The organism is Xanthomonas sp. LMG 12459, from assembly GCF_009192905.1.
Taxonomy (GTDB): Bacteria; Pseudomonadota; Gammaproteobacteria; order Xanthomonadales; family Xanthomonadaceae; genus Xanthomonas_A; species Xanthomonas_A sontii.
In genome coordinates this window covers 120438-142831 of sequence record NZ_NSGT01000033.1, presented here as the reverse complement: position 1 = coordinate 142831, position 22394 = coordinate 120438, and the positions used below count along the sequence as shown (strand labels likewise).

The window sequence follows — 22394 nt, the reverse complement described above, 5'->3', positions numbered from 1 at the left end:
CGCCGCACTGTGGTTTCCACCACACTTCCAAGTATGGAAAACCGTGCGACGCGGCGCCTGGTGCGCTGCGACGCGATCGCGCCTGCACCGCAGGCAAACGCGGGAAGCGTCACAGGGGACGTCGCAGTGGATCGCCGGAGAAAAGGAGCTTCTCGCATTGTGCTGGCTGCGTGCCTGTTCGCCAGCGTGCCCATGGCGCAGGCGCAGGACCCGCCGAGCACGCTCGATCGCCAGGAACAGTTGCGCCAGGCCGAGCAGGTCCAGCGCCAGCAGGAGCAGGACCGGCAGGCGCCGTTCGTGGGCCCGCGCGAGGCCGAAGCGCCGGCGGACATGCGCAGCACCGTCTTGCCGACCGAAGCGCTGTGCTTCCCGATCCAGCGCGTCCGCCTCAGCGGCGCCGGTCCCGACGCGGCGCGCTTTTCCTGGCTGTGGCAGTCGCTGCGCCGCTACGAAGGCCGCTGCATCGGCACGGCCGGCATCGACCTGATCCGCCGCCGCGCGCTCGACCAACTGGTCGCGCGCGGCTTCGTCACCACTCGCCTCGGCGTGCCGGCGCAGGACCTGTCCCGCGGTGAGCTGCGCTTCGAGCTGCTGCCCGGGCGCCTGCGCCAGGTGCGGGTGCAGTCGGCGGACGGCCGCGTGTTCTGGCGCGGCGCGCTGCCGCTGCGGCCGGGTGACGTGCTCGACCTGCGCGCGATCGAGCAGGGCGTGGAGCAGTTCAAGCGGGTGCCGTCGCAGGACGCCAAGATCGATATCGCGCCGGGCGAGCAGCCCGGCGAGTCGGACCTGCTGATCACCATGCAGCGCAGCAAGCGCTGGCGCGCGGTGCTCAACGCCGACGATTCGGGCGTGCAGGCGACCGGCCGCTACCAGGGCGGCGTCGATTTCGCCCTGGATGCGCCGCTGGGCATCAACGACCTGCTCTCGATCGGCTACAACCACGACCTGGTCGACGACGGCGCCGCGCGCGGCACCCGCGGCAACAGCCTGTCCTACAGCGTGCCGTGGGGCTGGTGGACCTTGTCGCTGTCGCTGTCGTCGTATCACTACCACCAGCAGGTGGACGGCTTTCGCCAGAGCTTCCAGTCCAGCGGCAGCTCCGACAGCGCGCAACTGGATCTGCAGCGGGTGATCCACCGCACCGGTACCAGCAAGACCACGCTGGGCATGGTGGTGGCCAAGCGGGCGGCACGCAGCTACCTGGACGGCGTGGAGATCGGCATCCAGCGCCGCCACACCACCAGCGCCGAGCTCTACCTCAGCCATCGCCATTACCTGGGCAAGCTGCAGCTGGACACGCGCCTTGGGCACCGCCGCGGCACCCCGTGGTTCGACGGGCAATGGACCGGCTACGACCCGGCGGTGGGCTTCCCCGGCTACCGCTACGGCGTCACCACGCTGGATGTCAGCGCCGGTCTGCCGTTCGCGCTGGGCCCGGTGGCGATGAGCTGGGACAGCAGCCTGCATGCGCAGACGTCCCCGCAACTGCTGCTGGGTTCGGAATTCATCACCCTGGGCGGGCGCTACAGCGTGCGCGGCTTCGACGGCGAACGCACCCTCGGCGCCGAGCGCGGCGCGTACTGGCGCAACACCCTCAACCTGCCGGTGCAGCGCCTGGGCATCACCCCGTACCTGGGCGTGGATGCCGGCCGCATCGCCGGGCCCAGCGCCGCCGGCCTGGCCGGGCGCAGCCTGGTCGGCGGCTTCGTCGGCGTGCGTGGCGCGCGCGGCGGACTCAGCTGGGATGGCTTCGCCGGCTGGGACCTGCACGCACCGCGCGACTTCCACAGCGCGCAGCCGGCCTACGGCGTGCGCCTGATCTACCAGTTCTGACACAGCCTGCCGCCAGCCGGCGGCAGGCAACGCGATGGGTTTTGCCGCGGTGCGCGGCACGAGAGAGACGACGATGCACATGGACCGTACCGACGACCGCCGCCACCGCCTGCTCGAGCCGCTCAAGCGCGGCCTGGCCGCGCTGTTGTGCTGCACCGTCACCTGGACCTCGCTGCCGCTGTACGCGCAGGTCGCACCGGTCGCCAATCCGGACGGACGCCAGCCCGGCCAGCAGGCCGCCGCCAACGGCGTGCCGGTGGTCGACATCGTCGCCCCCAACGCGCGCGGCGTCTCGCACAACCGCTATTCGCGCTTCGACGTCGGCAGCAACGGCCTGATCCTCAACAACAGCGCGCAGATCTCCAAGACCGAACTCGGCGGCTACATCGCCGGCAACGACAACCTGAAGAACAGTGGCGCGGCCACGCTGATCCTCAACGAAGTCACCTCCACCACCAGCCGCCTGCAGGGCTATACCGAGATCGCCGGGGCCAAGGCGCAGCTGGTGATCGCCAATCCCAACGGCATCGTCTGCGACGGCTGCGGCTTCCTCAACACCTCGCGCGTCACCCTGGCCACCGGCACGCCGCTGCTCGGCGCCGATGGCGCCTTGAACGGTTTCTCCATCACCGGCGGTGCGCTGAGCATCGGCAGCAACGGTCTGGACGCGTACAACGTGGACCGCCTGGATCTGCTGTCGCGGCAGTTGAGCGTGGGCGGTTCGGTGTGGGCTAAGGATCTGCTGGCCAGCGCCGGTGCGCAGCGTATCGGCTACGACGGCATGCTGCTGGAGGTGCTGCCGGGCAGCGACGGCGCACCGCCGGCGATCGGCATCGACGTGGCGTACCTGGGCGGCATGTACGCCGACCGCATCCGCTTGATCGCCACCGAAGCCGGTGTCGGCGTGGTCAGCCGCGGCACCCTGTCCGCGCAGAGCGGCAGCCTGCAGATCGACAGCGCCGGCCAGCTGAGCCTGGCCGGCACCGCGGTGGCCCGCGACGACGTCGACCTGCGCGCGGCCGGCGCGCTGAGCCAGCAAGGCGTCCTCGGCTCGCAGCAGGCCGGCGTGCGCCTGCGCGCCGCGCAACTGGCGCTGAGCGGCGACACCATCGCCCATGGCCTACTCGATGCCGCGGCCAGCGGCGCGCTGGCGCACAGCGGGCGCAGCAGCGCCGGCGCCATCAGCTTGTTCGGTTCGGAGCTGGATGCCGGCGGCAGCCTGTACAGCGGCGGCGATCTGGCGCTGAGTGCCAGCGGCGAGTTGCGCAGCAGCGGCAGCGCCTACGCCGGGGGCGCAGCGCAGCTGCAGGCCGGCGCGGCCTGGCTGCAGCGCGCCGGCACCGTGCAGAGCGCCGGCAGCCTGGCGGTGCAGGCGGCGCGGATCGATGCGGCCGGCGTGCTCGACGCCGGCGCCGGCCTCAGCCTGCGCAGCGACGCCGACATGCGCCTGTCCGGCCTCGCGCAATCCTGGCAGGACGCCAGCGTGCAGGCCGGCGGACGCCTGGACACGCTCGGCCAGCTCAGCGCCGGCGGGCGCCTGGACCTGGGCGCGGCGGCGATCGGCAATGCGGCCGGTGCGGTGGTCTCGGCCGGTGGCGACATCGCGCTGGCGACGCCGGGCGCGCTCGACAACGCCGGCACCCTGTACGCCGGCCGCGACCTGCGCATCGACGCGGCCAGCGTCGGCAACTCCGGCGGCAGCTACGCCGGGCGCAACGCCACGCTCGCCAGCACGGCGGCGCTGAACAACAGCGGCAGCCTGGTGGCCGGCGCGGCGCTGAGTGTGGACGCGGCGCAACTGCGCAGCAGCGGCGAACTCGGCAGCCAGGGCGGCGACGTCGCCCTGCGCAGCCGCGGCGACCTGGCCCTGGCCGGGCAGGTGGCGGCAAAGGGCGCGCTGACCGCGCAGGCCGGCGGCGCCTTGCTGCAATCGGGCACCCTGGGCGCGGGCCGCGTGCAACTGCAGGCGGCGGGCGACGCCACGCTGGACGGTGTGGTCCGCACCGATGGCGATCTGCAGCTGAGTGCCGATGGCCAGTTGCGCAGCAGCGCCACCCTGGCGGCCGGCGGCAACGCCACGCTGCATGCGCAGGGCGCGTTGCTGCAGAGCGGTCAGGTGCAGAGCGGCGGCGCACTGGCGCTGGACGGTGCCAGCATCGCCCAGGCCGGCGTGCTCGACGCCGGCACGACCCTGGCGCTGCGCAGCGTCGGCGACCTGTCGCTGGCCGGCACCGTGCAATCGCGTGGCGACCTCGCGCTGAGCAGCGCCGGGGCGCTGCAGAACCAGGCCCAGGTCGTGGCCGGCGGCGCGCTCAGCGCCAACGCCAGCAGCCTCAGCAACGCCGCTGGCGCCAGCCTGTCGGCGCTGGGCGATGCCAGCCTGAGCAGCGCGACCGTGCTGTCCAACGACGGCCAGCTGTACGCCGGCGGCGCGCTGGGCCTGCGCGCCGCCAGCCTTACGCAGACCGGCTCGGCCAATGCCGGCAGGACGCTGACGTTGAGCGTCGATGGTGCCGTTGCCAACCAGGGCGACCTGGTCGGCGGCGGCGACGTGCAGCTCGATGTGGGCAGCCTCGCCAGCAGCGGCCAGCTCGGCAGCCAGCGCGGTCAGGTCGTGCTGAACAGCCGCGGCGACGTGCAACTCGACGGCGTGGTCGTGGCTGCCGGCGCCTTGAACGCGCAGGCGCTCGGCGATCTGCAGCAGCGCGGCAGCCTGCGTGCGGCCGGCGTGCAGCTCGCTGCCGCGGGCAGCCTGGGCGTGGCCGGCACGGTGCAGAGCACCGACACCCTGCAACTGCAGGCGCAACGTGCGCTGCGCGTGGACGGCCAGGCCAGCGCGAGCGGCGCGGTCGGCGTCAACGCCGCCAGCGTCGCACTGGGGAACGGCGCCATCCTGCAGAGCGCCACCGCCCTGCAGGTGGACACCGCCGCGCTGGACAGCCAGGGCGCGTTGGACGCGGGCACCGATCTGCGCCTGCACAGCACGGGCGATATCCACCTGGCCGGCATCGCCCAGGCCGGGCGCGACGTCGCGGTGCTGGCCGGCGGCACCCTCGACAACCAGGCCAAGGTGTTCGCCGGACGCGCGCTGCAGCTCACCGCCGCCAGCGCCCGCAACCAGGCGCAAGGCCAGTGGCTCGCGCAGGGGACGCTCGACGCCAACGTGCAGGGCAACGTCGACAACGCCGGTCTGGTACAGGCCGGCCAGGCTGCGACTTTGAACGTGGGCAGCCTGCAACAGAGCGGCCGCAGCTATGCCGGCGATACCTTGACCGTGCAGGCGGCCACCGCACTGACCAACAGCGGCGACCTGATCGGCAAGCACGATGTGGCGATCAGCGCCGGCGGCGTCGCCAGCAGCGGCCAGCTCGGCAGCCAGGACGGACAGCTCGGCGTCGTCAGCGCCGGCGATCTGCAACTCACCGGCACCCAGATCGCCGGCACCGCGCTGCGCCTGCAGGCGGCGGGCGATCTGCTGCACGCTGGCACCAGCAAGGCGCAGTCCGTGCAGCTGGAGGCGGGGCGCGATCTGAGCATGGCCGGCACGGTGCAAAGTGCGTCGACCCTGCAGGCGCAGGCGCAACACGCGCTGCAACTGGACGGGCAGGCGCTGGCCGGCGGCAGCGTGCAGCTGCGCGGCGCCAGCGTCGGCACCGGCAGCGCCGCGGTGCTGCAGAGCACCGCGGCCATCGCCGTGGACGGTGGCAGCATCGACAGCCGGGGTGCGCTCGACGCCGGCACCGACCTGACCCTGCACAGCCAGGACGCGCTGCGCCTGGCTGGCATCGCCCAGGGCGGCAACGACGTGCTGCTGACTGCCGCCGGTGCGTTCGACAACAGCGCCCGCGTGGTGGCCGGGCGCGATCTGCAGGTGCAAGCGGCGAGCGCGGTCAACCGCGCTGCCGGCACGCTGGCCGCCGGCCGCGGGCTGGATCTGCACGTCGATGGATTGCTCGACAACGCCGGCTTGCTGCGCGGCGAACAATCGCTGCAACTGCAGGCGGGCAGCGTGCAGCACGGCGGCACGCTCTCCACCGGCCAGGCACTGACGCTGCGCAGCAGCGGCGCGATGGACAACCGCGGCAACGTGATCGCCGGCGGCGACCTGCTGGTGGACGTGGGTAGCCTCAGCAACAGCGGCCAGCTCGGTAGCCAGAACGGCCAGGTCACGCTTACCAGCCAGGGCGACCTGCAGCTGGGCGGCAGCGTGATCGCCGCGCAGGCATTGAACGCCACCGCGCTGGGCGACCTGCGCCTGGACGGCGTGGCCAAGGCGCGCGCGATCGCCCTGAGCGGGCGCGATGTCGGCGTCGCCGGTGGGTTGCAGAGCGCGACCAACGCCACGCTGCAGGCGCAACGCGCGCTGCGTATCGATGGCCAGGCCCTGACCACCGGCGATCTGCAACTGCAAGGCGCCAGCGTCGCCACCGGCAATGCGGCGGTGCTGCAGAGCACGGCCGGCGCCATCACCCTGCAAGGCGGCAGCCTCGACAGCCGCGGCACGCTCGACGCCGCCACCGATCTGGCCCTGCGCAGCGATGGCACCCTGGCCGTGGCCGGCGTGGCCCAGGCCGGGCGCGACGTCGCGCTCGCCGCAGGCACCCAACTGACCAATGCCGCGCAGGTGCTGGCCGGCCGCGACCTCAGCGTCGCCGCCGCCGGCATCGCCAATGCCCAAGGCGGCAGCCTCGCCGCGAAGGGCGCACTGGCCCTGACCACCGCCGGCACCCTCGCCAACGCCGGCACCCTGCAGTCCGGCCAGGCCATGACCCTGCAGGTCGGCGACCTGCAGCACGGCGGCCAGGCCTACGCCGGCGACACGCTGAGCCTGCGCGCCAGCGGCGCCATCGACAGCCAGGGCGAGTTGATCGCCAAGCGCGACCTGCAGCTCGACGCCGCGCGTATCGCCAGCACAGGCCAGCTCGGCAGCCAGAGCGGCCAGGTGACGCTTACCAGCCAAGGTGATCTGACATTGGGCGGTACCGTCGCCGCTGCCACCGGACTCAGCGCGCAGGCGCAGGGCGATCTGCTGCAGACCGGCACGCTCAGCGCGCAGGCGCTGGACCTGCGTGCGGGGCGCGACCTGTCGCTGGGCGGCCAACTCGCCACCACACAGGAACTGCAAGCGCAGGCGCAGCGCGATCTGCAGGTGAACGGCAGCGTCAGCGCCGGCCGGGACGCCACCCTGCAGGCCGGCGGCACCCTGCGCGGCGGCAGCCAGAGCGTGCTGCACAGCGCCGGCGCGCTGCAGTTGAATGGCACCGCCATCGACAGCCAGGGCACCGTCGACGCCGGCACCACCCTGGCGATGAACAGCACGGGCGATCTCGCCCTCGGCGGCCTGGTGCAGGCCGCATCGACCATCGACCTGCGTGCCACCGGCGCGCTCACCAACGCCGCCCAGCTGGTCGCCGGCAGCGACCTGAGCCTCACTGCCGCCAGTGCCACCAACAGCGGCAGCGGCACGCTTGCCGCCCTCGGCAACGCCACCTTCACCGTGAGCGGCCTGCTCAGCAACGCCGGCGCGCTGCGTGCGCGCCAGCGCCTGCAGCTGGACGTCGGTTCGCTGCAGCAGACCGGGCGCAGCTACGGCGTGCAGCGCCTGGCGCTGACCGCCAATGGCGCCGTCGACAACCGCGGCGACCTGATCGCCGGCAGCGCCCTGCGCGTGCAGGCGGCCAGCGTCGCCAGCAGCGGCCAGCTCGGCAGCGAAACCGGCGACGTGGCCCTGGTCAGCCAGGGCGACCTGAACCTGGGCGGCACCCTGGCCTCGGCCGGCGCGTTCAGCGCACAGGCCGGCGGCGCGCTCAACCAGAGCGGCGCCTTGAGCGCAGCGACCACGCTGCAACTGCAGGCGCACGGCGACCTGACCGTGGCCGGCACCCTCAACGCCAACCAGGTCGTGCTCGGCAGCGACGCCGGCGTGCTCCAGCGCGGCACCGTCAGCGGTGCGGACATCGCGCTGCAGGGCCAGCGCATCGACAACGCCGGGCAGACCCTGTCCAGCGGCAACCTGCGCCTGAGCGGCACCGATGTCGCCATCGGCGGCGTGGCCGCGGCCGGCGTGCGCAGCGACGGCAGCCTCGGCAACAGCGGCGCGCTGACCCTGCATGCCGATGGCACGCTCAGCGCCAGCGGCCGCCTGATCGCCGCCGGCAACCTCGCCGCCGATGCCGCGCAACTCGCGCTGGCCGGCAGCACCGCCCGCGTCGGCGGCAACGCCGCGCTGACCGCAAGCGGCGACGTCGACCATCGCGGCGCCGACCTGCTGGCCGGCGGCCTGCTCACCGTGCGCGCCGGTGGCGCGCTGGACAACAGCGCGCTCAACGGCGTCGGCGGCACGCTGCAGGCGGCGGGCCTGGACCTGGGCGCGGCGACGCTGCGCAACGGCAGCGGCAGCCTGGTGCAGAGCGGCAGCGGCACCACCCGCATCGCCGTCACCGGCGCGTTCGACAACGGCGGCGGCCGCCTGGTCAGCAACGGCAACGACCTGCAACTCGGCGCTGCGTCCATCAACAATGCGCAAGGGCGCATCGAACACGCCGGTAGCGGCACGCTGACGGTCAGCAGCAGCGGCGCCCTCGGCAATGCCGGCGGTCGCATCCTCACCCAGGGCCAGCTGCAGCTCAGCACCGGCAACACGCTCGACAACCAGGGCGGCGCCGTCGCCGCGGCCGGCGATGCCAGCGTCACCGCGGCCGGGCTGGGCAATATCGGCGGCAGCGTGTCCGGGCGCGGTTTGAATGTGCAACTGGGCAGCGGTGCGCTCGACAATCGTCTTGGCGTGGTGCAAGCCGCCGGCGGCAGCCTGGTGCTGCGCGCCGACAGCCTCGAAAACCGCGGCGGCACCATGCAGGCGCTGAGCAGCGGTGGTGCGGGTGGCGACCTGCGCGTGGATCTGGCGCATACGTTGAACAACGACGCGGGCGTGATCGGCGCCAGCACCGATCTGACGCTGAACGCGGAGAACGCGAGCAACAGCGCCGGGACCCTGCAGGCCGGGCGCGACCTGGCGCTGACCGCGCGCGGCCAGCTCGACAATCACCAGAGCGGCCGCATCGGCGCCGCCCGCGACCTCAGCGTCGCCGTCACCGGCGCGCTGCTCAACAGCGGCGGCCAGCTCGACAGCGGCAACGCCATGACCCTGTCCGGCGGCCGCATCGACAACAGCCAGGGCAGCGTCGTCAACAACGGCGGCGGCCTGACCCGGCTCACCACCGGCGGCGACCTGCGCAACGTCGGCGGCAGCCTGGGCGGGCGCGGCAGCGTCGTGCTCGACGCCGCCAGCATCGCCAACGGCAGCGGACAACTGGTGGCCGGCGGCGACCTGATCGCCAACACCAATGCGCTCGACAACCAGGGCGGCAGCGTCTACGCCGGCGCCAGCATGCTGTTGCAGCGGAGCGGCGCCACGCTCGACAACCGCAGCGGCAGGATCAAGGCCGAACAGGCGGTGCGACTGACCCTGCAGAGCCTGAGCAACAGCGGCGGCCAGATCGGCGCCGGCAGCAGCGCCGGCGGCGCGGGCGACGTGGTGATCGACACCGTCGGCTTCGACGGCGGCGGCAGCATCCTCGGCCAGAACCTGCTCGACCTGACCATCCGCAGCGATTACACCCATCGCGCCGGTGCCGAAATCACCAGCAACGGCGACTTCCGCCTGGCGGTGGGCGGCAACTTCGTCAACGCCTCGACGCTGCAGGCCGGGCGCAGCCTGGGCATCAATGCCAGCAGCATCAACAACGTGGCCGGCGCCAGCATGCGCTCGGGCAACGTGCAGTTGAACACCGGCGGTGGCGTCAGCAACGCCGGCGACCTCTCCGCCAGCGGCAACCTGCAGGTCACTGCCGGGTCGGTGTCCAACACCGGCAGCCTGGTCGGCGGCAACGTGCTGGTGGACACCGGCACCCTGGTCAACGGTGCCGACCTGGGCGGCGCCACCGACAACGCCGCCTACGGCAGCGCGCTGATCGGCGCCACCAGCGGCATGACCCTGCTGGTGCGCGACCAACTGGTCAACCGCGATGCGCGCATCTTCAGCCTCGGCAACATCGCCATCGGCGCCGCGCGCGACGGCAACGGCACGCTCACCGCGCGCACCGGCACGCTGGACAACGTCTCCGGCAGCATCGAGGCCGATGGCAGCATCCTGATTGCGGCCAATCAGATCAACAATCGGCGGCGGGTGGTCAATGCAGTAACTACACCTCTCTCAGATTCAGAAAGAGAGGAAATCAATAGAAGCACGCCTGATGAGGTTCTCTATGTTGGAGACCAGATGCCGCCGCGCGACGGTAGGAATCATGGAGCGGAGATCCGCCTAGGCGCATCGAGAACCTATGATGTGATGAGCCGAGACAAGCTCATCTCCGCAAGTGCGGAGGGACGTATTGTTTCTGGTGGAAACATTTTAATTTCGGGAAGTTTTAATAACGCTGCTTCCACAGTTGCTGCTGCTAGAGCGTTACAAATCAACAAGGCCGGGTCCGCTGGGTTGAGCGACAGCCTTATAAATCATGGGGAGGTTATAAGTAACAACGCTTTGGCTCTTAGTCAGAAAACTAAGTACACGGACATCGAGACAGTAGCTGTTCTAGAGGATGGAGATTGCGCGAGAGGCTATACGGACCAAGGATGTACTTATGCAGTGCAGACAAACGAAATAGGTTCTGGCGTAATAGACAATAGCTACATTGCCCTAGCAGCCAACATGACCGGCGGCCAGGGCGTATCGATCAGCGGCGCCACCATCAGCAACGGCGCGGTCGGCAGCGACGGCCGCAGCATCGGCGGCGCGTCCTTCAACGTCGCCCAGGGCGGTGCCCTGAACCAGTACGGCACGATGAGCGCCGACGGCGCCGGTGGTATCGCCGTGCAGGCGCAGACCGCTGCGGCGCCGACCAAGGCCAACGTCGGCAACCACATCGCCACCGCTAGCCTGGGTGCCATCCGCATCGACGACGGCCAGGCCACCCTGGCCGATGGCGGCAGTACCACTGCGTCCCAGGTCCAGGCCAGCGGCGTGCAGGCCCAGCTCGGCGGCGCCGGCAGCGGCAGCCGCAGCCAGGTCCAGGCCGGCACCGCGCAGGCGGTGCTGATCGCCGGCAGCGTGCCGACCCAATACCAGCAGATCGATCCTGGCACCGGCCACGTGCCGCAGGTGGTCGGCGGCGTCGGCGCGCCGCTGGGCAACATCGTGCTGCCGATGGGCGGGCTGTACCGCCTGGTCGGCAGCAGCGGCGCCAGCGTCAACACGCTGGGCCGCGCCGCCAACGGCCTGGGCGGGGTCAAGGCCAACAACAGCGCCCCCGGCCGCCGCTACCTGATCGAGACCGATCCGCGTTTCGTCGACTACAACAATTTCATCAGCAGCGATTACCTGCTCGACAAGCTCGGCGTGGATCCGCAGTGGACCCAGACCCGCCTGGGCGACGGCTTCTACGAACAGCGCCTGGTCCTGGACCAGATCACCCAGCTCACCGGCCGCCGCTACCTGGGCAACTACGCCGACGGCGTGGCCCAGTACCGCGCGCTGCTCGACGGCGGCGTCGCCGAGGCCGGCACCCTGCACCTGAGCGTGGGCGTGGCCCTGACCGCCGACCAGGTCGCCGCGTTGACCCACGACATCGTGTGGATGGTGGAACAGGAGTACCAGGGCCAGAAGGTGCTGGTGCCGGTGGTGTACCTGTCGTCGAAGACCGCGCTGACCCTGCGCAGCGACGGCGCGCTGCTGGCCAGCGACAACGGCGACGTCTCGCTCAACGCCACGGCCGGCCTGAGCAACACCGGCACCATCGGCGGCGCCAATGTCAGCGCCAACGTCGGCAACCTGCTCAACCAGGGCCGCATCGTGTCCAGCGGCACCGTGGCGCTGCAGGCCAATCAGGACCTGCTCAACCTCGGCGGCCAGATCGCCGGCCGCGACGTGCTGCTCAGTGCCGGCCGCGACCTCACCAGCACCACCCGCGACGCCCTCGCCGGCGGCGACCTGCGTTCGGGCATCACTGCCGGCAACAACCTGCTGCTGCAGGCCGGCCGTGACCTCAGCCTCACCGGCACCACCGTGCAGGCCGGCAACAATGCCGCGTTGCAAGCAGGCAACAACCTGTTGCTGCAACCCACAGCGCTGCGTGACGAATCCGGCTTGATGCGCGGCGGCGATACATCCAGTCTGACGGTCGGCGGCAATCTGCAACTGGCCGCCGGCAACGATCTAATCATCCGCCAGGCGCCGGTGAAGGCCGGCGGCGACCTGATGGCCGCAGCTGGACACGACCTCGACGTGACCTCGGTGCTGGGCGACAGCCACACCACCACCGACGAGACCCGCCAAGGCAAGACCAAGATCGTCACGGCCAGCAACATCCAAGCCATCGACCAGCAAGCTCTCACGGCCGGCGGCAACCTGGTGCTCAGCGCCGGCCACGACGTCAATCTGACCGCGGCCAAGCTCGATGCCGGTAAGGGTTTGGCGGTGGTCGCAGGCAACGACCTCAACAGCACCAGCCTGACCACGGTCGATACAAGTACCACCGTAGAAACGCGCAATCGCTTCAAGCAGACCACCCGCACCCGCGACGAGACCGTCCACGGCACCGAGTTCACCGCTGGCGGCGACATCGCCCTGCAGTCCGGCCACGACGTGAACCTGACCGCGGCCAAGGCGTTCACCGACAAGGGCGCGCTGGCGGTGTCCGCCGGCAACGACGTCAACCTGCTCACCGAGCAGGAGCAGCACGACGCCGTGCAGGACATGCAGAAGAAGAAAACCGGCTTCCTGTCCAGCAAGACCACCACCACGCATGACGAGTGGCACGACAGCACCGCGGTGGCAACCACGCTCAGTGGCGACACCGTGCAGATCGCCGCCGGCCACGACCTGCTGTCGCAGGGCGCGCAGGTCGCCGGCACCGGCAATGTGGTCGTTGCTGCGGGCAACGACCTGACGCTGGAGACGGCGCAGAACACGCACAGCGAGGAGCACGACAAGAAGGTCAAGAAGACCGGCCTGTACAGCGGCGGCGGCTTCAGCGTCACCCTGGGCGCGAGCAAGCAGACCAATACACTCAACACCACCGAGGTGAGCCAGGGCGGCAGCTTGGTGGGCAGTACCGATGGCTCCGTCACCCTCACCGCCGGCAATGCCGTGGCGATCACCGGCAGCGACGTGCTGAGCAAGACCGGCACCGCCATCGTCGGCAAGGACGTGACAATCGCAGCGGTCGAGAACCGTGTGGATACGGTGCAGACGTCCAAGCAGCAGAGTGCGGGGATCACCCTTGGATTGACCGGTGGCTTGGTCGATGCGGCGCAAACCGCGTATGGGGTGGTCAAGCGTGGCTCGGACGTAGACGACGATCGGCTCAAGGCGCTTTACGCGGCGAAGGCCGGTTACGCGATCGGCGATGCGGCTGGCCTGGCCAGCAACGGCCTGAAGGGCTACAACGGCGAAGCAGTTGCGGGCAACATGACGAGAACCGGTGAGGCGTCAGCCGATGGTGCCCAGGGAGCGGCCAATGCCACCGGCGTGAGCCTGCGCATCGGCATCGGTGCCAGCAGCTCGTCCAGCAAGACGACGACCCACGAAGAGACCACCGGCGGCAGCCGCATCCTTAGCGACGGCAATGTGACCATCGCGGCCACGGGCGGCGATCTCAACGTCATCGGCAGCAAGATCGCCGGCGACAACGTCGCATTGGCGGCGGCGAAAAATCTCAACCTGTTGAGCCAGCAGGAAACCAACACGACGAAGTCGGAAAACAAGAACGCCGGCGGCGAGATCGGCGTCAGCGTCGGCGCAACGACCGGCTACTACCTGACCGTGTCGGCCGGCAAGGGCAACGCCAAGGGCAACAGCAACCTCCACACCGAAAGCGTGGTCACGGCCAACGACACGCTGACCTTGGCCAGCGGCAACGACACCACGATCAAGGGCGCGCAAGCGATCGGCGACACCGTGCTGGCCAAAGTTGGTGGCGACCTGCTGATCCAGAGCGAGCAGGACACCAACGACTACAAGAGCAAGCAGCAGCAGGCCAGCCTGACCCTGGCGACCGGCTCCGGGAGTGGTGGCAGCTACAGCCAGCAAAAGGTCAACAGCAACTACACCAGCGTCAAGGAACAGAGCGGCATCCAGGCCGGCAATGGTGGATTCGATATCACCGTCGGCGGCGACACCCATCTCATTGGCGCCGCCATCGCCAGCACTGCCGACGCCGAGAAGAACCATCTGTCCACCAACGGCTTGACGGTGGAGGACCTGCAGAACAAGGCCGAGTACAAGAGCAGTGGCGTGTCGGTCGGCGGTGGGACCGGAAGCAGCATGGTCAGTGTTGCCGCGCGTACCGGGCTGAGCATGCTGGGTAACAGCAGCGACAGCAGCAGTAGCACTACCAAGAGCGACATCGCCGCTGGCACGGTGGAGGTGCGCAACGGCGACACCGCGGCGCTGTCGGGCCTGGACCGCAAGGCCACCGAGTTGCAGCAGTCGGGCCTGAAGGAAATCTTCGACGAGAAGAAGCTGGCAGAGCAGAAGGAGTTGGCCGCTGTGGCGGGCGAGGTCGGGTTCCGTGTTGCTGGCGATGTTGCCGTAGCCATGCAGCATAAGGCGCAAACAGATCTCGCCCAGGCCCAGGCGGCCGGCGATCAAGCGGGGATCGATGACGCATTGTCGCGCTTGGCGAGCTGGGGTGATGGTGGAACTTCGAAGACCCTGTTGCATGGCGTCACAGGCGCTGCGGTAGCGGCGCTCGGTGGTGGCGATGCGCTCAGCGGAGCAGTTGGCGCCGCCGTCTCCGAAAAAGCAAAGCAGGCGATGTTCGACTACCTGCTCGCTCAAGGACTCTCGCCGAACGACCCAACGTTCAAGAGCGTGATGGAACTGGGCAGTGCCGCATTGGGGGGACTGGTTGGTCAGCAGACTGGCGCCAGTACTGCATTGGCAGGCGAACAGTTCAATCGACAGCTCCATCCAATCGAACTCAGCTTCATCGCGGCGAAAGCCGACGACTACGCTGCATACGCCGGTATCAGCGAGAAAGAAGCGGTGCAATTGTTGATTAATGCGACCCTGGACCAAGTAGATAACGGTGCGCAGCAGCGCACGAGGAGCAAGGACGCGGCAACATACCAAGCGGCTGCGAATTGGCTTGCCAATGAAGCGGCAAACGTCAATCTGGGCTTCGTTAATGAAAAGGGTCAGTCGCAACAAGCATTTACAGCGACTATTAGCCAGTTCTATGACTCGACTTTATTCGATGGTCCTTATCGCGGAACCATCTTCACTAAGTTGACGGACAAGGTCTTGGGGACCAATTGGACTGGAACATTCTCGATCTCGAATGATAAGTATCTTTCCACTGCAGCTGATCTTAAGTTGGAGGGACAGTACCAAGAATGGCGCGCGACCCGGCCAGCGGACGTCTCAAAGTGGAGCGACGAAGATCTGAACACGATGGTTGGGTTCGTTCATAAGAACGATCTGCGGAAGATGGCACAGCTCGGCATCTTTGGTCCACCTGGTGCTACGTGGGTATCGTTGGCGGACGGCGACTACAAGACTGTTGTCAATGATGCCGCGATAAATTTTGCTACCAGTGTTGTGCCTGTTGGCTCAGTTGGAAAATCTTTGGAACACACTGCGGAAGCAGTGTCTGATATCTCTAGCGAAGCTAGAAATGCTGATAGGGTCGCAGCCAAGTATGAGCAACAGGGTATTCTGGATATCGATGTTTCAAAAGCTGTAAAAGGGACGCCTGAGTACAATGTGCTAAATAACCCCCCTCCAAATAGTCACGTTAGACTTAGCAATGGAACTGAGTTCAAAACTAATAGCAGTGGATATGTGGAAGAAATAACTTTTACCCCCTCTTTAGCTAAAGGCGAGCGTGATGCTAGGCAGGCTGCTGTTGGTAAAGAGGGGCGCTCAACAGACGTTGGTGGGCATATCCAAGGATGCCAGTTCGACGGATCTTGCCATAGGTTCAATCTTTTTCCTCAAGACAAGAACTTTAACAATTCCGCTTACAAGAAATGGGAGAATGAAATTAAAGCAAAGCTAAAAAATGGCAGTGATGTCGATTTCGTAAAGGTTAGGTTCTCAAGAGCGGACCCGAAATCAGCAAGGCCTGATGCATTAACTATTGATTATTCTGTAAATGGCGAATTGATGCGAAAAACATTCAGAAATGAAGCCGGGGGTTGAGGATGGAAAGAGAGATTTATATTCTTAATGAGATTGTTCAACTGATGCATGATTCTGCTCCTGATGGTTATGAGGAGGCGATTTGCGAATTTTCGTACGAAAAGTATGAAGACAGCTGGTCTGTAGGATCTAAATACTCTTTTGTGCGAGGTGGGGTTTCATTTAGTGATTTGTTGGACGATCCAGATGATGAAGTTTCTGGTTTAGTCCGTGAGTTGCACCAAGTAATGGAGCAAGAAAATCGCGGAAATTGGGAAAAATTCGCGGTTAAATTAAATTCGTCCGGCGAGGCAAAAACGAATTTCTTCTATAGTTCAAGTAAAAATTAAAAAATAAATTTTCTAAAAATCAGTAAAAAATTTTCAAATTAAGCGGCTGTTCCCTCGTGGCGCCATGGGCTCGCCTAAATCCAGAAAAACATGATGTGGTTGGCGTAAACTTGACCAATAGCTCCTTTAAAAATAAGTTCAGTGGTGCGCTGACTAAAATCCCTGCTACCCATCTGCCGCGACCTCAGCCTCACCGGCACCGCGGTGCAGGCGGGCAACAGCGCCGCGCTACAGCCGACAGCGCTGCGCGATGAGTCAGGCCTGACCCGCGGTGGCACCGGCACCAGCCTGACCATTGGCAACAACCTGTCCCTGCAGGCCGGCAACGACCTGCAACTGCACGGCGTAGCGATCGCCACCGGCGGCGACGCAGCCCTGCAGGCCGGCCACGACCTGTCGCTGACCCCGGTCACCGATGCCAACGGCAAGGCCACGGTGCGCACCAGCATCGCTACCGGCGGCAGCCTGCAACTGGCCGCCGGCAACGACCTCACCATCCGCCAGGCGCAGGTCAGCGCTTACGGCAACCTGATCGCCGCGGCCGGGCACGATCTCAACGTGACCTCGGTGCTGGGCGACAGCCGCACCGCCACCGACCAGACCTGCCAGGGCAAGACCAGGGTCGTCACCACCACGACCACCCAGGACATCGACCAGCATGCACTCACCGCCGGCGGCAACCTGGTGCTCAGCGCCGGCCACGACGTCAACCTGACCGCCGCCAAGCTCGACGCCGGCAAGGGCCTGGCTGTGGTCGCCGGCAACGACCTCAACAGCACCACGCTCACCACGGTCGACAGCAGCACCACCCTGGAGACGCGCAAGCGCTTCAAGCAGACCACCAGCACCCGCGACGAGACCGTCCACGGCAGCGAGTTCACCGCCGGCGGCGACATCGCCCTGCAGTCCGGCCACGACGTGAACCTGACCGCGGCCAAAGCGTTCACCGAGACCGGTGCGCTGGCCGTGTCCGCCGGCAACGACGTCAACCTGCTCACCGAGCAGGAGCAGCACGACGCCGTGTAGGACATGCAGAAGAAGAAAACCGGCTTCCTGTCCAGCAAGACCACGACCACGCATGACGAATGGCACGACAGCACCGCGGTGGCAACCACGCTCAGTGGCAACACCGTGCAGATCGCCGCCGGCCACGACCTGCTGTCGCAGGGCGCGCAGGTCGCCGGCACCGGCAATGTGGTCGTTGCTGCGGGCAACGACCTGACGCTGGAGACGGCGCAGAACACGCACAGCGAGGAGCACGAGAAGAAAACGAAGAAGTCCGGCATGTTCGGCAGCGGCGGCATCGGCGTGACGTTCGGCACGCAGAAGATCCAGAACAATGCCGACACCGCCGATGTCACGCATGTGGGCAGCACGGTCGGCAGCGTGGCGGGCGACGTCACGCTGGTTGCGGGCAATCGTTACGCGCAGACCGGCAGCGACGTGCTGGCCAATGCCGGCGACATCACGGTGAAGGCAAAGGACATCGCCATCACCGAGGTCCACGACACCACCGATGCCGAGCAGCGCAGCAAGTTCAGCCAAGGCGGCTTGTCGATCACGCTCAGTTCCGCAGCACTGAACCTGGCCCAGTCCGCTTACGATACGGCCAAGGCTGGCTCCAAAGTCAGTGGCGATGCGCGCATGCAGGCGCTGGCGGCGGGGTCCGCGGCCTACAGCGCCTATGGCGCCGCCAGCTCGCTGAGTCAGACCGGAAGCGCACTGGCCAGCGGCAGCGCCGCAAGCGCTGCGCAAGGCGCGAACATCAGCATCGCCGTGACGGTGGGTGGCAGCAAGAGCGAGAGCAAGAGTACCCAGTCGGCCGACCAGGCCAAGGGTTCCAAGCTACAGGCAGGCGGCGACGTCAATCTGATCGCTACTGGCGGCGGCGATGCGAGCAACCTGCTGGTACGCGGCAGCGACGTCACCGCTGGTCACGACCTGCTGCTGGCCGCCGATCATGATGTCACCATCGAGGCCGCGAAGAACACGGCCGAACAGCACAGCACGAGTAAGAGCAGCAGCGCTGCGGTCGGCGTTGCGATCACCTACGGCGCTGATGGGTTCGCGGCGGGCGTGACGTTGAGCGCCAGTGGGGCGCGTGGCAAGGCCAATGGCGAGGATGTCAGCTACACCAACAGCCATATGGCTGCGGGCAACAACGCCACGATCATCAGCGGCAACGACACCACGCTCAAGGGCGCACAGGTCTCCGCGGACAAGGTGATCGCCGATGTCGGCGGCAACCTCAACATCGAGAGCCTGCAGGACAGCAGCAGCTACGCCAGCAAGGACAAGTCGATCGGTGGCAACGTCACGTTCGGCATCGGGTTCAGTGCCAGCGCCAGCTACAGCAGCAACAAGGTCAATGGCGACTACGCCAGCGTCACCGAGCAGAGCGGCATCCAGGCCGGCAAGGGCGGGTTCGACATCACCGTGGGCGGCAACACCGACCTGAAGGGCGCGGTGATCGCCAGCAGCCAGGATGCGATCGACCAAGGCAAGAACCGCCTGAGCACCGGCACGCTGACGTACAGCGACATCGCCAACACCAGCAGCTATGACGCCAAGGGCATCAGCCTGTCGGGCGGCTACAGCTATGGCGGCTCAGGTGGAGATGACAAAGCCAAGGCTGCAGATGGACAAACGGCGCCGACGACCGGCAACGGCTCCAACTGGTCGTGGCAGAACTTCAAGACGGGCGCCAGCGGGACCGCAGCCGGCTACGGTCATGAGAGTGGCGATGCGCAATCCACTACCCACAGCGGTATCAGTGGTGGGGCGCTGGTCATCACCGACGAAGTGGGGCAGCAAGCAAAGACCGGCAAGAGCGTCGCCGACACGTTGGCGGGTCTGAAGCGGGATGTCGTGACCGGCGATGACGCCAATGGCCTGACCAAGCAATGGGATGGACAAAAGCTGCAGGAGCAGGTGGCCGCCCAGGCGCAGATCACGGCGACGTTCGGGCAGCAGGCCACGCACGTGATCGGTGACTACGCCGAGAAGAAGATGACGGAGGCGGCAGACCTACGTCGGCAGGCCAATGACACGACCGATCCCGACCAGAAGGCGCAACTGACCGCACAGGCCGACCAACTGGAAAGCCAGTGGGGCGACAACGGCAGCTTGCGCGTACTGGCGCACACCGTGGTGGGGGGACTTACAGGCGGGCTAGAAGGTGCTACGGGCGCCGCTACAGGCACGCTCGCTGCGCCCGCCGTGGCAACCGCGCTGCGGGAGGCAGGCGTCACCGGACCGTTGGCAGACACGTTGACCGCCTTGGCATCGACAGCGGCGGGTGCGGTTGCGGGCGGCACTGCGGGTGCTGCGACGGCCAGCAATGAGGTGGTGAACAATTACCTAAGCCACGAAGAAGCAGCTCGAAAGGCTTTGCTTGAGAAAAAGCAAAGCGATGGATCTATTTCTGATTCAGAAAAGAAAGAGCTCGCAGAAATTCAGCGTGTAGATGGTGCAAGAGACAAGGCAATAGCTGATGCGTGCACTCAAGGTAACAAAGCAAGCGCTGCTTGTCTGAGTTTGGCGCAAGGGGCTTTAGACGCTGTAGCAGGCTACGAACGCGGACCTAGTTGGATGATTTCCTATAAGGAACTTTATCCGCAAGATGCCGCAAATGCAGGCAAGAGCGCGTCCGGCTTGGATCCGGAAAGTAGGATATGGGATACAAGTATAGCCAAAATCGCTAAGGATAGCGGCCGTTCATATGCAGATGTGGCCAAGGATTTGGGATACGCAATGGCAGCCCAGACTTTGGTAGCAACTGTGGCAGGGCTTGGCTATTCGAGAGGCAGTGCTTCGAAAGGTATAGTTGATCTTCCGGAGTTAACTGTTACACCAGATAGCTCTAATTTAGTCAGGCCAACCCCCAGACAATCTGAAATAGATGTTGGGGCAGGCCTTGGAGCAGGTGCTCGACCACAAGTCAGTTTCAAAAATGGTCAAGAAGTTCCTTATGGAACGAAGAACAGTGTTCGTCCTGATTGGTGTATTGGAAATGTTTGCAGCATTGAGGTAAAAAATTACAGCATTGCAAAAAATCAAAGGGGACTGATTGATAAAATTTCAAAGCAAGCGTTGCAGAGAGTGACAGAGCTACCTGCAGGCATGCAACAGAAAGTGGTTATTGACATCCGTGGTCAAAATGTAACTACTGCAGAGAAAAATGCGATCATTAAAAGTATTGTGCAAAAAACTAATGGCATAATTGGGCCCACCGACATAGACTTCAAAGACAAATGAGAATGATCGGAATTAACGGCGGACATACGACATATGATCTGGGAACGCCATCGGATGTTGTGCTTTTTTTTGACTGCATAAACGCTTTTGTTGTAAGAAAATATCATGGAAAAGAATGGGGTTTGTTAACGGATCGGCTTTATCGGAGGTATCTGCGACTTGATGATTTGGAGAGGTGCTCCGAGTTGATGGGGCTCGTTAAAATTACATTTAGCGAAATTTCAGCTTCATCCATCGAGTGGAATAAGTCAATTTTAAATGTTGATGGTAAGACATTGCTTGCTTTTAGAAGTTCTAATTTGAGTGGTATTTTTTACAATTATTTCGAAGCCTTTTCAAAGGCCAAAGAATCCGCTATGTCATTTTATGATGAATTCAACATATACCAACCGGTTAGAATTTTAGTTTCAGACTTGCCGAATTTAGTTATTGAAAAAATGAGGCCATTGAAAGATTATGATAGTCTTGAAAAAGATGCTACCCCCTTTTGGCTTCAGTGAGTAAGCTAATATATTAGTTTTAACTTAATATTGGTTCTGATGGCCTAGTCGCCTCCAGTACCAGCAGATCGATCCTGGCACCGGCCAGGTGCCGCAGGTGGTCGGCGGCGTTGGCGCGCCGCTGGGCAACATCGTGCTGCCGATGGGCGGGCTGTACCGGCTGGTCGGCAGCAACGGCGCCAGCGTCAACACGCTGGGTCGGGCTGCCAACGGCCTGGGCGGGGTCAAGGCCAACACCAGCGCCCCCGGCCGCCGCTACCTGATCGAGACCGATCCGCGTTGCGTCGACTACAACAACTTCATCAGCAGCGATTACCTGCTCGACAAGCTCGGCGTGGATCCGCAGTGGACCCAGACCCGCCTCGGCGATGGTTTCTACGAACAGCGGCTGGTGCTGGACCAGATCACCCAGCTCACCGGCCGCCGCTACCTGGGCAACTACGCCGACGGCGTGGCCCAGTACCGCGCGCTGCTCGATGGCGGCGTCGCCGAGGCCGGCACGCTGCACCTGAGCGTGGGCGTGGCGCTGACCGCCGACCAGGTCGCCGCGCTGACCCACGACATCGTGTGGATGGTGGAACAGGAATACCAGGGCCAGAAGGTGCTGGTGCCGGTGGTATACCTGTCGTCGAAGACCGCGCTGACCCTGCGCAGCGACGGCGCGCTGTCGGCACAAAATTTGTGTCGGTCCCATCTGCTGAAAGTATCTATCAGAAGATGATTGACATAGGCGCTGGTGCGCGTGGAATTGTATACGGCTCATATGGTCCTGGTCAGCCTGGGCATGTGTTTAATGTTGTAAACCAAAATGGGGCCATTAGATTTTTGGATGGGCAAACAGGGAAGGCGGCTGACCTTGATAAATTCAAGTCGTTTAAATTTTTGAGGACAAATCAATGATAGATTTTGAGGAGGCTTTGAAGGTGGTCGTTGGTCACCTGAGTAAGTCCTCAGCGCAGTTGGTGATAACTCACTCTGAAGAGTTTCCTGAAGGGTGGTTGTTTTGCTTCGATTCTAAAGAATATGTTGAAACGGGTGATTTCTCTTTCCATCTCGTTGGAAATGGTCCTATTTTGATTGATAAGGACACCGGCGAATTGCAAGTTTTTGGTACGGCATTTCCGCCAAAGGAATATGTTGAAGAATACTCTTTGAGGAAGAGAGGCAAGTAGCAAGATAAATAGTCGGTGCAAAAGTATCTGGTGGGGCGGGCGGTTTCAATTTGCAAGCGCAACATGTGGTTTGAAGCGCGGCATCTGCATCTCATGTTCA

General features: G+C 65.3%; 8 protein-coding genes. All 8 read left to right on the top strand.

Annotated elements, in window-relative coordinates; translation table 11 throughout:
• The first annotated feature begins 192 nt into the window (after positions 1 to 192).
• Entirely contained in the window at positions 193 to 1833 is a 1641-nt protein-coding gene (locus CEK65_RS09045) for a ShlB/FhaC/HecB family hemolysin secretion/activation protein (protein ID WP_193314737.1), read from the top strand.
• A 79-nt stretch (positions 1834 to 1912) separates the two neighbouring features.
• Positions 1913 to 16036: a hemagglutinin repeat-containing protein gene (locus tag CEK65_RS09040; protein ID WP_152181484.1), complete on the top strand. Its 14124-nt coding sequence runs from the start codon at positions 1913 to 1915 to the stop codon at positions 16034 to 16036.
• Positions 16037 to 16038: 2 nt separating this feature from the next.
• The gene (locus CEK65_RS09035) at positions 16039 to 16365 is read left to right on the top strand and encodes a hypothetical protein (RefSeq protein ID WP_152181483.1); all 327 of its coding nucleotides are present in this window, start codon (positions 16039 to 16041) and stop codon (positions 16363 to 16365) included.
• 204 nt (positions 16366 to 16569) lie between these two features.
• Positions 16570 to 17391 (top strand): hemagglutinin repeat-containing protein, encoded by an 822-nt coding sequence (locus CEK65_RS09030; protein WP_226980531.1) that lies wholly within the window; start codon positions 16570 to 16572, stop codon positions 17389 to 17391.
• Between the two features lie 3 nt (positions 17392 to 17394).
• Positions 17395 to 20622, top strand: a complete 3228-nt coding sequence (locus tag CEK65_RS09025) for a hemagglutinin repeat-containing protein (protein ID WP_226980530.1) — start codon at positions 17395 to 17397, stop codon at positions 20620 to 20622.
• Positions 20623 to 20624: 2 nt separating this feature from the next.
• Positions 20625 to 21122 (top strand): hypothetical protein, encoded by a 498-nt coding sequence (locus CEK65_RS09020; protein ID WP_226980529.1) that lies wholly within the window; start codon positions 20625 to 20627, stop codon positions 21120 to 21122.
• A gap of 97 nt (positions 21123 to 21219) precedes the next feature.
• Complete coding sequence (locus CEK65_RS21165) at positions 21220 to 21843, top strand: S-layer family protein (protein ID WP_226980528.1); 624 nt, start codon at positions 21220 to 21222, stop codon at positions 21841 to 21843.
• Between the two features lie 175 nt (positions 21844 to 22018).
• Complete coding sequence (locus CEK65_RS09005) at positions 22019 to 22294, top strand: YrhB domain-containing protein (protein WP_148828864.1); 276 nt, start codon at positions 22019 to 22021, stop codon at positions 22292 to 22294.
• Positions 22295 to 22394 lie beyond the last annotated feature (100 nt).

Bases quoted from the DNA above. Each gene is read 5' to 3' on its own strand.
- CEK65_RS09045 (WP_193314737.1), top strand. From the start codon at position 193: ATGGCGCAGGCGCAGGACCCGCCGAGCACGCTCGATCGCCAGGAACAG.
- CEK65_RS09040 (WP_152181484.1), top strand. From the start codon at position 1,913: ATGGACCGTACCGACGACCGCCGCCACCGCCTGCTCGAGCCGCTCAAG.
- CEK65_RS09035 (WP_152181483.1), top strand. From the start codon at position 16,039: ATGGAAAGAGAGATTTATATTCTTAATGAGATTGTTCAACTGATGCAT.
- CEK65_RS09025 (WP_226980530.1), top strand. From the start codon at position 17,395: ATGCAGAAGAAGAAAACCGGCTTCCTGTCCAGCAAGACCACGACCACG.
- CEK65_RS09020 (WP_226980529.1), top strand. From the start codon at position 20,625: ATGATCGGAATTAACGGCGGACATACGACATATGATCTGGGAACGCCA.
- CEK65_RS09005 (WP_148828864.1), top strand. From the start codon at position 22,019: ATGATAGATTTTGAGGAGGCTTTGAAGGTGGTCGTTGGTCACCTGAGT.